We start from the raw sequence: 12,669 nt of genomic DNA, 5'->3' as shown, positions 1-12,669 counted from the left end.
AGGTCGGTTTGATTCTATCGGCGCGAGGCTACCGCTCGCGTGCGGGCTACTGTGCGGCGAGCCACACGGCGCGGTCGCGGTCGATCTTCGCGCCCTTCACCATGCAGAAGATCCACAGCGCGGTGAAAATACCGCCCACAAAGAACGCCATCGGCACGAGAAAGCCCGTCGCGAGCATGAGCACGTGCAACACCCAGCCGGTGATAATGCCGGCCCGGCCCACGCGCATCAGCGCGAGCCCCACGATGGTCACTAGGCCCAGCACCCCACCGATCACGAGGCCCAGCGCGCGCGGCTCAAGCGTGCCGAGCCCAAACAGGGTGAGCCCGATCAGCACGACAATGATCAGCTCGAAACCGAGCACGATCGACGCGAGGGCCTTCTGCGTGCGCATCGCGGTGTCGCCTGCCGCGGCGCCCGAGATGCGCAGGGCGGCGTTGTGCGCCGAAGCTTCTGACGGCGAGAGCGTCAGCTCCTCTGGCGTCGCGTCTTGCGGCGCCAGGTTCTCTCGCTCCGGATCGCCCGGCACGCCGTCTGCGTTTCGCTTCACTTCTCGTTCCACCCTTCGCTGCGGGCGAAGTCAATCGCTTCGCCCGCGAGTACGACCGAGCCCACGACGAGCACGGCACGGCCGCCCGCGCCAGCGGCCCACGCGTAGGCCGCGTCGAGCGCCTCGGGCAGCGAGTGTGCCACCTCGATGGGGGTGCCAGGAATCTCGGTCTCGGCGAGAGCGTACAGCGCTTCAACGTCACTCGAGCGGGGCGACGCGACCGGGGTCAGCGTGACCCGGTGCGCGATCGGCGCGAGCTCACGCATCACCCCCGCCGCGTCTTTCTCCTCGAGCACACCGATCACGAGCGCGAGCTCGTCAAACGCGAACGACTCTTCGACGGCGCGGGCGAGCGCCCGCGCGCCGTGCGGGTTGTGGGCGGCGTCGACGTACACGATCGGGTCGGCGCTAATCAGCTGCAACCGGCCCGGCGATGTGAGCTGGCCGAGGCCCTCGTCGAGCACCTCACCCGGCAATGGCCGGTCGCTGCCGAAGAACGCTTCGGCAGCGGCAATTGCGAGGGTCACGTTCTCGGCCTGGTGCCCGCCGTGCAGCGGCACAAACGCGGGGTCGTACCCGACGCCCGAAAGCCCGCGCACGTCAATCTGGCGGCCCCCGACGGCCAGCCGGTCGTCCACGAGCGCAAAGTCGCGCCCCAGCACGTGCAACGGAGCGCCCTTGGCCTCTGCCGCCGCGGTGATCTCGGCGAGCGCCTCGGGCTCTTGCACGGCCGACACCACAGTTGATGAGGCCTTGATGATGCCTGCCTTGGTGCGGGCGATGCCCGCCAGGTCGTCGCCCAAAATGGCGACGTGGTCGAGGCCGATCGGGGTGAACACGGCGACCTGCGACTCAACAATGTTGGTCGCGTCCCACTCACCGCCCAGCCCCACCTCGATGACCGCCACCTCGACGGGTGCGTCTGCGAAGGCCAGGAATGCGAGCACCGCGAGCGCCTCGAAGAAGGTGATGGGACCGTGGCCGGCGGCCTCGAGCTCGGCATCGACCACCTCGAGCGGCAGTTGCAGCTCACGCCACGCCGACGCGAGTTGCTCTTCGTCGATCGGCTCACCGTCGACCATGAACCGCTCGGTGAAATCGACGAGGTGGGGGCTCGTAAAGAGCCCCGTGCGCAGGCCGTGTGCGCGCATAATCGATTCGATTGCGCGGCTCGTCGACGTCTTACCGTTCGTGCCCGCCACGTGAATCACGGGGAAGTCGAGCTGCGGGGAGCCCGCGAGCTCGGCCAGCCGGCGCACCGGCTCGATCCGGGGCCTGGGGTTCGCCTCGCCTACGCGCGTGAGCAGCGCGTCGTAGACCTCAGTCGCCGCGCTCATCGAGCACCCCCAGCCTGGCTTGCCGCGCCGGTCGCGTCGATCGTGATGATGAACGGCGCCTTCGCGGTGCCGAGCGCCTTTGCGCCGGTGATGAACACGCCGCCGCCGGGCGACGCGATGTCGTCGACGATCGCGTCGATGCCAATCGCCTCTTGCACCGCGATGCCCTCGGCGAGCGTCTCGGCCGCGATCAGCGCGCTGTGCGCGAGCAGTGCGTCGGCGTGTGCGGGCTCGGCGTTCAGCGCGAGCACGATGCGATCGCTCACATCGAGACCCGCGTTCTTACGCGCCTCTTGCACGGCCCGGATCGCATCGCGAGCGATGCCCTCGGCCTCGAGTTCGGGGGTCGTTTCGGTGTCGAGCAGCACGAACCCACCGCCCGCGATGAGCGTAAGCGCCGTCTCGTCATCGTCGCCCGCACGCAGGGTCAGCTCGTACTCGTGGGGCTCGAGGGCGATGCCACCGGCAACGATGACACCGTTCTCTTCGGCCCAGTCGCCCGATTTGGCGGCCTTGATGGCCTGCTGTACCTGCTTGCCGAGGCGAGGGCCCGCCGCCCGCGCGTTGACGGCGAGCTGCTGCACGATGCCGTGCTCGCTCGCACTGTCTTCGTTTTGCTGTGTGAGCGTGACACGCTTCACGTTCAGCTCCTCGCGCAAGATGGCTGCGAAGGGCTCGAGCGCGGCAGGGCGCTGGGTGACGACCGTGAGCTCGGCCAGCGGCAGCCGCACGCGCAGCTTGCGCGCCTTGCGCAGCGCGAGTGACTGTGACGTGATCTGACGTACCTCGTCCATCGCGGCGACGAGCTCATCGTCGACGGGAAACTCGCTCGCATCGGGCCAGTCGGTCAGGTGCACCGAGCGGCCACCGGTGAGTCCGCGCCACAGCTCTTCAGTAACGAGCGGCGACATGGGGGCCGCAACCCGCGCGACCGTCTCCAGCACGGTGTAGAGCGTGTCGAAGGCCTGCTTGTTCTCGGGCTTGCTGTTTGCGCCGTGCACGCCCTCCCAGAACCGGTCGCGCGAGCGGCGCACGTACCAGTTGGTGAGCACCTCGGCGAAGCCGCGCAGCGCGTCTGCTGCGCTCGTCGTGTCGAGTCCCTCGAGGTGATCGCCCACCTCGCGCACGAGCTGGCCCGTCTTCGCGAGAATGTAACGGTCGAGCGGGTCGCTCGAGTCGGTGCGGCGCTCGGCCGTCACGCCGTCGGCGTTCGCATACAGGCTGAAGAAGTACCAGGTGCTCCACAGCGGCAGAATGAACTGGCGCACGCCCTCGCGGATCCCCTCTTCGGTGACGATCAGGTTGCCGCCGCGCACCACGGGTGATGCCATCAAGAACCAGCGCATCGCGTCTGAGCCGTCGCGCTCAAACACCTCGTTCACGTTGGGGTAGTTCTGCAGCGACTTCGACATCTTGTTGCCGTCGCTGCCGAGCACGATGCCGTGGCTGATCACGTTCTTGAACGCGGGGCGATCAAACAGGGCGGTCGCGAGCACGTGCTGCACGTAGAACCAGCCGCGCGTCTGCCCGATGTACTCGACGATAAAGTCGGCGGGCTGGTGCGTGTCGAACCACTCCTGGTTCTCGAACGGGTAGTGCGCCTGCGCGAACGGCATCGATGCCGAGTCAAACCACACGTCGAGCACGTCTTCGATGCGGCGCATCGTCGACTTGCCGGTGGGGTCGCTCGGGTTGGGGCGGGTGAGGCTGTCGATGTAGGGCCGGTGCAGGTCGATCTCGCCGTCGGCATTACGCGGCAGCTCACCGAAGTCGGCTTCGAGCTCGGCGATCGAGCCGTAGACATCGATGTGCGGGTACTCGGGGTCGTCGCTCTTCCACACCGGAATCGGGCTGCCCCAGTAGCGGTTGCGGCTGATCGACCAGTCGCGTGCACCCTCGAGCCACTTGCCGAACTGGCCGTGCTTCACGTTACTCGGCACCCAGTTGATGTCTTCGTTGGTCTCGAGCAGGCGATCCTTGATCTGCGTGACGCGCACAAACCAGCTCGAGACGGCCTTGTAGATGAGCGGGTTGCGGCAGCGCCAGCAGTGCGGGTACGAGTGCTCGTAGCTCGCTTCGCGCAGCAGCCGGCCCGCGGCCTTCACCATGCGAATCAGCGGACGGTTGGCGTCCATCCACAGCTCGCCTGCGACGTCGCTCACCGCGCTCAAGAAGCGGCCGCCCTCATCGAGGCTCAAGATCGTGGGAATGCCTGCCGCCTGCGCGAGCCGCTGGTCGTCTTCACCGTAGGCCGGGGCCTGGTGCACGATGCCGGTGCCGTCGGTCGTGAGCACGTAATCGTCAACGAGGATCTGCCAGGCCGAATCGGTGCCCCACTCCTCGGTGTCGGTGTAGTAGTCAAACAGCGGCTCGTAGCGCACGCCAGCGAGTTGCGCGCCCGTGACCGTGCCAGTGATGGCTTCGGCGGCCTCGGCGGCGTTCTCGTAGCCCAGCTCTTTTACGTGGTTCGCCACGAGATCTGACGCGAGCAGGTACGAGGCGTTGCCTGCCTCCCCGCCGTCTGCCGCACCCGCTGGCCCCGCGGGCACCACAACGTACTCGATCTGCGGCCCGACCGCGAGCGCAAGGTTCGTCGGCAGGGTCCAGGGGGTCGTCGTCCACGCGAGAGCGCGGGTGCCCGCAAGCCCCAGCGCTTCGGCCTTTTCGCCCGTGAGTGGGAACGTCACCGTGACCGACGGATCCTGACGCATCTGGTACACGTCGTCGTCCATGCGCAGCTCGTGGTTTGACAGCGGCGTCTCATCGCGCCAGCAGTAGGGCAGAATGCGTGAGCCCTCATAGGCCAGCCCCTGGTCGTACAGCCGTTTGAACGCCCACAGCACGCTTTCCATGTACGACAGGTCGAGGGTCTTGTACCCGCCGTCGAAGTCGACCCAGCGCGCCTGACGCGTGACGTACTCTTCCCACTCCTTCGTGTACTGCAGCACTGACTCGCGGGCCTTCGAGTTGAACGCGGCGACGCCCATCTCTTCAATCTCAGACTTCTCGGTGATGCCGAGCTGCTTCATAGCTTCAAGTTCGGCGGGCAGCCCGTGAGTGTCCCAACCAAACTTGCGGTCGACGTGGCGGCCGCGCATCGTCTGAAACCTGGGAAACACGTCCTTCGCGTAGCCCGTCAGCAGGTGGCCGTAGTGCGGCAGGCCGTTCGCGAAGGGCGGGCCGTCGTTAAACACCCACTCTTCGCAGCCCTCGCGCTGGCGCAGCGACTCGGCAAAGGTGTCGTCTTTTGCCCAAAAGTCGAGCACACCGCGTTCGACTGCAGGAAGCGACGGTGACGGAGTCACGCTGTGGGCGTGGCCCTCGCCGGGAAGCGCGGCGTCGCCGGTGGGCTGCTGGGGGTACGGCATGTGGATCCTCACTCGGTGCTGTTCGTGCCGCACGCGGGGCGTGCGGTGTTTCGCGCCGGGACGAGTGAGACTGTGCGCATCACCCGCGGTACCACCCCGCTTGCAGTGCCGCCGCCGCTTTCGCCGCCGCAACACTCACCACTTCATTCGGCGATAACGGGCCGTGACCGTCTGAATCTACTGAGTGAGCGGGGCGTATGCCTCGCTCACTGTTCTGCCAGAAACTCCCCGGTGATTGCCGGATCAAAGTCGTATGCGTGCAGTCTACCAGTGCTGCAATCGACCGCTTCAATGTAACAACGGGGTAACGATCAACGAGTATGAAAATACCTGATCACAGCCCCAAGTGAGTGTGCTACGCGCGCCCGACCAGCCCAGCACCCCTTGCGCCCCGGCAACAAGCGTTGTTAGCGTCGAAGACAGCGTTGTGTGCGAAGGGTGTGATTCATGCCACTCGTCCGCGGGCCGAATCGTCGAGAGCCGGCGACCCGCGTGTGACCCCCCGGTCAGCGAACACCTTTTGCCCCGCAATACAGATTCAGGTTTTTTGAGAAGCCTGCGCCGTACGCCGCGCACGTCTGCCTGGCGAGCGCGAATTTGGCGTACCCATCAACCATTTAGAAACCGCGGCAAGTGCCGCGCAGGAGATCACTATCGTGACCAACACATCACCCAAGAGCGCACCTCATGCGCCCGATTCGCCCGCGATTGAGGTGACCGGGGCATATAAGGTCTTCGGCCGCCGCGCGAAAGAGGCCGTCAAGCGCCTGCGCGCGGGCGCCTCACGCGAAGACGTCAAGCAGCTCGGCACCGCCGCGGTGATCGACGCAAGCTTCAGCGTGCAACCCGGCGAGATCTTCGTGGTCATGGGCCTTTCAGGCTCGGGCAAGTCGACACTCATTCGCATGCTCAACGGCCTCGGCGAAACCACCGGCGGCTCCATCTCGGTGTTTGGGCACGAGATCGTAGGCATGAACGCGGCAGAACTGCGCGCGGTACGCCGCGACCGCCTCTCAATGGTGTTTCAACACTTCGCCCTGCTTCCCCACCGCACCGTGCTCGACAATGCCGCATACGGCCTCGAGATCCAGGGCGTCGGCCTCTCAGAACGCCGCGAGCGGGCACAGCACTGGCTCGAGCGCGTCGGCCTCGCAGGCTGGGAAGATCACCTCCCGGGCGAACTCTCGGGCGGCATGCAGCAGCGCGTCGGCCTCGCCCGCGCGTTCGCCGCGGACACCGAGATCCTACTCATGGACGAAGCGTTCTCGGCGCTCGACCCACTGATCCGGCGCGAGATGCAAGAGCAGCTCGTCGAGCTGCAGCAGGAGCTCGGCAAGACGATCGTGTTCATTACGCACGACCTGAACGAGGCGATGTTTCTCGGCGACCGGATCGCGGTCATGCGCGACGGCCGGATCGTGCAGGTCGGCACCCCCAATGACATTCTCACCGACCCCGCCAACGACTATGTCGCGCAGTTCGTGCAAGATGTCGACCGCGCACGCGTGCTCACCGCGGGTGACGTGATGGAGCCACCGCGCGCTGTCGTGCCCGCCACCGCTGGCCCCCGCGCCGCGCTGCGCATGATGCGCGACCTGCAGACGTCGGCCTGCTTCGTGACCACGGGCAGCCGCAAGCTGCTCGGTGTCGTGCGCGACAAAGACATGCTGCGGGAGGTGCGCGAGGGCGGGACCGATCTCACCGAGAAGCTGCGCCCCACGCCCTCAATCGTGGGCCGCGACCAGTACATTGCCGACCTCTTTGAGCTCGCGGTCGAGAGCCCCCTGCCCGTGGCAGTCGTCGACGACCAAGACCGACTCATTGGCGTCGTGCCGCGCGTGACGCTGCTCGCGTCGCTCACGAACGTGCCCGCAGTCACCACGGAGATTCCCATTATTGAACCGACGCCCGATGTACCGAAGGCGGTGATCACCGAGACGCTCGCGCAAACACACCCCGGGCAACCCCTCGGTGGAGCGGCTATGGGCGCAGACACAATTTCAGGCGCAGCAAGCGAGGTGGCACAGTAATGACTGACTTCAGACTTCCCCTGGGCGACGGCGCGAACGCCGTCGTCGACTGGCTGACGAGCTCGGCCGACGGTCTATTCACGGTGATTCGCTCGGTGTTGAACTCGGCATACGCCGGCCTCGACTTCGTGTTTGCGACTCCCCCGTTCTGGGCAATCATCATCGTGCTCGCGGCCATCGCGTGGCTTGCAAAGGGCTGGAAGCTCGCGCTCGGCACCACGATCGGCCTGCTCGTGATCGTGGGCGTTGACCAGTGGGACGAGGCAATGAGTACGCTCGCGCTCGTGATTCTCGCGAGCGTGATCGCGCTACTGATTGCGATTCCACTTGGTATTCTCGCCGCCCGCAATGACTCGGCATCGAAGGTGATTCGACCGATTCTCGACTTCTTGCAGACGATGCCGGCGTTTGTGTACCTGATTCCTGCGCTCATGTTCTTTAGCGTGGGTGTTGTGCCCGGCATCGTCGCCACGATCGTGTTTGCGCTCGCCCCCGGTGTACGCCTGACCGAGCTGGGTATTCGCGGCGTTGATAGCGAGGTCGTTGAAGCGGGCTACGCGTTTGGTTCGACCCCCGGCCGCATTCTGCGCCAGATTCAGCTGCCGCTCGCGATGCCCTCGATTATGGCGGGCGTCAACCAGGTGATCATGCTGTCGCTGTCAATGGTCGTCATCGCCGGCATGGTCGGCGCGGGCGGGCTCGGCGGTGAGGTCGTCAAGGCTCTCAACCGCATCGACATTGGGCTCGGCTTTGAAGCCGGCGTCTCTGTCGTGATTCTCGCCATGATTCTCGACCGCACCACCGGCGCACTCGGCACACGCAAAAAGAAGCGTAAAGCCCCCACTACTTCCAGTACCCAAAACGAGCCGGTCGCAGCGTAACCGCTGCGATTCGGATACGAAAGGAACACCATGAAGAAGCGTTTTCTCACCGGAGCAATCGCACTCGGCGCCGCCGCGGCGCTCGCGCTGACGGGCTGCTCGGCGGGCGACTCGGGCGACTCTGACAGCAAGGCCGGCGGTGACGACAAGGGCACCGTCACCATTGGTATGTTCAACTGGGACGAAGATATCGCGGTAACGCACCTGTGGAAGACCGTGCTCGAGGAGCAGGGCTACGACGTCAAGATCGAAGCGGCAGACCCCGGCCCCGTGTTCCAGGGGCTCGCTGACGGCGCCTACGACACGGTGCTTGATGTATGGCTGCCGCTCACCCACGCGAGCTACCTTAAAAAGTACGGTGACGACATCGTCGAACTGGGCGCATGGAACGACGAGGCGAAGCTGACCATCGCGGTCAACGCTGACGCCCCGATCGACTCACTCGACGAGCTGGCAGAGAACGCCGACCTGTTCGACAACAAGCTCGTGGGCATCGAAGCGGGTGCCGGTCTCACCGAGACCACTGAGAACGCCGTGATCCCTGAGTACGGTCTCGAGAAGATGGACTACATCATCTCGTCAACCCCGGCAATGCTGACCGAACTTGACTCGGCCATGTCAAAGGGCGACAACATCGCCGTGACGCTGTGGCGCCCGCACTGGGCCTACGATGCGTACGACATCAAGGACCTCGAGGACCCGAAGGGCGCGCTCGGCGAGGCAGAAAGCCTCTACTCGTACGGCAGCAAGACCTTCAAGGAGGACTTCCCCGAGGTCGCCGAGTGGATCTCGAACTTCAAGATGAGCTCTGACCAGCTGCACTCGCTCGAGAACATGATGTTCAACGAGTACGACGGCGACGACTACGAGCCGATCATCGCAGACTGGATCTCGCAGAACCAGGACTACGTGGACTCGCTGACGAAGTAGTTCGCACGAGACCAACGAATATACTACCGCGCACCTGCGCGGTAAGGAAGGGCGCCTCCCGCGTAGCCATGCTCGCGGAAGACGCCCTTCGCCGTAGAAACGCAATGCGCCTGTGGCGCGGGAAACGAAAAGGGTACGACGTCACCATCGATGCGGCAGACGTGAGCCCGGTGTTCATTGGATTGGCCGATGGTAGCTACGATTTTGCGACGCAGGTCACCCTGCCCGAAATTCACAAGTCATTCGTGGACGAGTATGGCGACGATCTCGTCGACCTCGGGGCTTGGTATGACCAGGTGCAGATCACCGTCGCGGTCAACGAAGACGCCCCGATCGACTCGCTTGCGCAGCTTGCTGAGCACGCCGATGAGTTTGATAACAAGATCGTGGGCATTGAGCCGGGCGCGGGCCAGACGATCCTCATGGATGAGACGGTCATTCCGGGTTACGGTCTTGAGGGAATGGACTTTGTAACCTCTTCGACCGCGGCCATGCTCGCGGCGCTGGAGGGCGCGACGAATGCGGGCGAGAACATTGCGGTCTCGCTGTGGGAGCCGCACTGGGCGTACCGCGAATATCCGATCAAGAATCTCGAGGACCCCGAGGGCCTGCTCGGTGAGACCGAGTCTGAGCACGTGTTCTCGAGCACCGAGCTGCCCGAGCGCGAACCTGAGGTTGCCGAGTGGTTACGCGCGTTCAGCATGACGCCAGAAGAGCTGACCGAGCTCGAACACGAGGTCTTTGTGACGCACGCTGACGAAAAACCCGCGGTGGGCGTCGCCGCGTGGGCCGATAAGAACCCCGAGTTTATGAAGCAGCTCACCCAGTAGGCCTTGTGGCCTCACCGTCCCCGCGTGCCACACCAGCTGTGTAGCACGCGGGGACGGTAGACTAGTGGGGTTGACCATTAGGCACCCCGGCCCTGCATGCCGACGACACGGTGCCGCCTACATCGAACCGACTACACGTCGAGACCGGAGCAGCACGCATGAGCGCGATCCCCGACAAGCCGAAACTCGAAGGCCTCGAGGAGAAGTGGGGCACCGTCTGGGACGAAGCCGGTACCTACGCGTTTGACCGCAACGGCGCAGGCGAGGTGTACAGCATCGACACGCCCCCGCCCACCGCCTCAGGATCACTGCACGTCGGTCACGTCTTCTCATACACGCACACCGACACCGTGGCCCGCTATCAGCGCATGCAGGGCAAGCGCGTCTTCTACCCGATGGGGTGGGACGACAACGGCCTGCCCACCGAGCGTCGCGTGCAGAATTACTATGGCGTGCGCTGCGACCCGACGCTCCCCTACGTCGATGGTTTCGTGCCCCCGCACGACGGCGGCACCGGCAAGAGCATCAAGGCCGCCGACCAGCAGCCCATCTCGCGTCGCAACTTCATTGAGCTGTGCGAGAAGCTGACGATCGAAGACGAGAAGCAGTTCGAAGACCTCTGGCGCACCCTCGGCCTGTCGGTGGACTGGGCGCAGACCTACCGCACCATCGGCCAGGACTCGCTGCGCGCCTCGCAGCTCGCGTTCATTCGCAACGTCGAGCGTGGCGAGGCCTACCAGGCGCAGGCTCCTACCCTGTGGGACGTCACGTTCCGCACCGCCGTCGCACAGGCCGAGCTTGAGGATCGCGAGCAGCCGAGCGCGTACCACCAGCTTGCCTTCCACCGCACCGACGGTGGCGGTGACATTCTGATCGATACAACACGCCCCGAACTACTGGCGGCCTGTGTCGCGCTCGTGGCACACCCCGATGACGAGCGCTTCCAGCCGCTCTTTGGCACGACGGTGCGCACTCCGCTCTTCGACGTCGAGGTGCCCATCATGGCGCACCACCTGGCGCAGAAGGACAAGGGCACGGGCATCGCCATGATTTGTACGTTCGGTGACGTCACCGACGTGGTGTGGTGGCGCGAGCTGCAGCTGCCCAACCGCGCGATTCTCGGTTTCGACGGCCGCATCATCTCTGAGGCCCCCGAGGCGATTACGAGCGAGGCTGGCCAGGCCGCCTTCGCCGAAATCGCTGGCAAGACCGTGTTTAGTGCGAAGCAGATCGTGGTCGATAAGCTCACCGAGTCGGGCGAGCTCGTGGGCGACATTCGCAAGATCACGCACCCCGTCAAGTTCTTCGAGAAGGGCGACAAGCCCCTCGAGATCGTGTCGACGCGTCAGTGGTACATCAAGAACGGCGCGCACGACGAGGGCGTGCGCGAGCGACTGCTCGCCCACGGCCGGGAGCTCGACTGGCATCCCGACTTCATGCGCGTGCGCTACGAGAACTGGGTCGAGGGGCTCTCGGGTGACTGGCTGATCTCGCGCCAGCGCTTCTTCGGTGTGCCGATTCCCGTCTGGTACCCGCTCGACTCAGACGGCAACCCCGTCTTCGACCAGCCGATCATTCCCGCCGTCGACCAGCTGCCCGTCGATCCTTCGAGCGATGTGCCCGCGGGTTACACCGAGGAGCAGCGCGGCAAGGCCGGCGGTTTCCAGGGCGAGGTCGACGTCATGGACACCTGGGCGACCTCGTCACTCACCCCGCAGCTCGCGGGCGGCTGGGAGCGCGACCCCGAGCTGTTCGCACAGGTCTACCCATACAGCCTGCGCCCGCAGGGTCAAGACATCATCCGTACCTGGCTGTTCTCGACGGTGCTGCGCTCTGAGCTCGAGTGCGGCCAGCTGCCGTGGAAGAACGCGGGCATCTCGGGCTGGATCCTTGACCCCGACCGCAAGAAGATGTCGAAGTCGAAGGGTAACGTCGTCACGCCCGCGGGCATGCTCGCGCAGCACGGTTCTGACGCCGTACGCTACTGGGCTTCGTCCGCGAAGCTCGGCACCGACGCTTCGTTCGATCCGCAGAATCCCACGCAGATCAAGATCGGCCGTCGTCTTGCGATCAAGCTGCTCAACGCAGCGAAGTTCACGCTGAGCTTTGACGCTTCGGGCGCCGGATCAGTCACCGAGGCGATCGACCGGTCCATGCTCGCGAGCCTCGCGACCGTGATCGAGCAGGCGACCCGCGCGTTCGAGAACTACGATCACGCCAAGGCGCTCGAGCTCACGGAGTCGTTCTTCTGGACGTTCTGTGACGACTACCTCGAGCTCGTCAAGGAGCGCGCACACAACGCGACCGGGCAGGATCAGGCCTCTGCCGTTACGGCCCTGCGCACCGCGCTTGGCGTATTCGCGCGCCTGTTTGCACCGTTCCTCCCCTACGCGACCGAAGAGGTGTGGTCGTGGTTCAATGAGGGTTCGGTGCACCAGGCAGCCTGGCCCGTCGCGTCTGAAGCGGCAGACCTCGCCGGTGATGGCGCAGACGCTGGCCTGCTCGACCTCGTGGGCGGCGCGCTGATTCGTGTGCGCGGCGCAAAGACTGACGCGAAGGCGTCGCAGCGCACCCAGGTCACGCTCGCCGTCGTGCAGGTGCCCGCCGCTGATCGCGAGCGGCTCGCTCTCGCGGCCGGCGATCTTTCGGCTGTCGGCCGCATCACCGAGCTGCGCATCGAGGTGGCCGACGTTGATCACGTCACGGTCGCCGAGATTCAGCTCGAGCAGGCAGAGGGCTAGAC

General features: G+C 65.3%; 8 protein-coding genes. 5 read left to right on the top strand and 3 right to left on the bottom strand.

From position 1 onward, the window contains the following. Nucleotides 1-46: 46 nt before the first annotated feature. The 3 genes from ACXR2W_RS01565 to ileS are packed head-to-tail and all read right to left on the bottom strand — an operon-like array spanning nucleotide 47 to nucleotide 5,255. A complete protein-coding gene (locus ACXR2W_RS01565; RefSeq protein ID WP_458812554.1) occupies nucleotides 47-550 on the bottom strand; it encodes a DUF4233 domain-containing protein in 504 nt (167 codons plus the stop codon). Next, the gene (locus ACXR2W_RS01560; RefSeq protein WP_458812551.1) at nucleotides 547-1,887 is read right to left on the bottom strand and encodes a bifunctional folylpolyglutamate synthase/dihydrofolate synthase; all 1,341 of its coding nucleotides are present in this window, start codon (nucleotides 1,885-1,887) and stop codon (nucleotides 547-549) included. Before ACXR2W_RS01560 ends, ACXR2W_RS01565 begins: the two co-directional genes overlap by 4 nt. Beyond that, nucleotides 1,884-5,255, bottom strand: a complete 3,372-nt coding sequence (ileS, locus tag ACXR2W_RS01555; protein ID WP_458812548.1) for an isoleucine--tRNA ligase — start codon at nucleotides 5,253-5,255, stop codon at nucleotides 1,884-1,886. Before ileS ends, ACXR2W_RS01560 begins: the two co-directional genes overlap by 4 nt. Nucleotides 5,256-5,911: 656 nt before the next feature. Here ileS and ACXR2W_RS01550 point away from each other — a divergent pair. From ACXR2W_RS01550 to valS, 5 genes are all read left to right on the top strand, one after another. After that, the gene (locus ACXR2W_RS01550) at nucleotides 5,912-7,285 is read left to right on the top strand and encodes a quaternary amine ABC transporter ATP-binding protein (RefSeq protein ID WP_458812545.1); all 1,374 of its coding nucleotides are present in this window, start codon (nucleotides 5,912-5,914) and stop codon (nucleotides 7,283-7,285) included. Beyond that, nucleotides 7,285-8,166 (top strand): ABC transporter permease, encoded by an 882-nt coding sequence (locus tag ACXR2W_RS01545; RefSeq protein WP_458812542.1) that lies wholly within the window; start codon nucleotides 7,285-7,287, stop codon nucleotides 8,164-8,166. The genes ACXR2W_RS01550 and ACXR2W_RS01545 overlap by 1 nt, the downstream gene beginning before the upstream one ends. Before the next feature lie 30 nt (nucleotides 8,167-8,196). Next, on the top strand, nucleotides 8,197-9,096 hold the full coding sequence (locus tag ACXR2W_RS01540) for a glycine betaine ABC transporter substrate-binding protein (RefSeq protein WP_458812539.1): 900 nt from the start codon (nucleotides 8,197-8,199) through the stop codon (nucleotides 9,094-9,096). Nucleotides 9,097-9,200: 104 nt separating this feature from the next. Further along, complete coding sequence (locus ACXR2W_RS01535; protein ID WP_458812537.1) at nucleotides 9,201-9,926, top strand: glycine betaine ABC transporter substrate-binding protein; 726 nt, start codon at nucleotides 9,201-9,203, stop codon at nucleotides 9,924-9,926. A gap of 158 nt (nucleotides 9,927-10,084) precedes the next feature. Further along, complete coding sequence (valS, locus tag ACXR2W_RS01530; protein ID WP_458812534.1) at nucleotides 10,085-12,667, top strand: valine--tRNA ligase; 2,583 nt, start codon at nucleotides 10,085-10,087, stop codon at nucleotides 12,665-12,667. The last annotated feature ends 2 nt before the right edge of the window (nucleotides 12,668-12,669 follow it).

Source organism: Leucobacter faecis, assembly GCF_054456695.2.
This window is presented reverse-complemented; position numbering and strand designations above follow the sequence as displayed.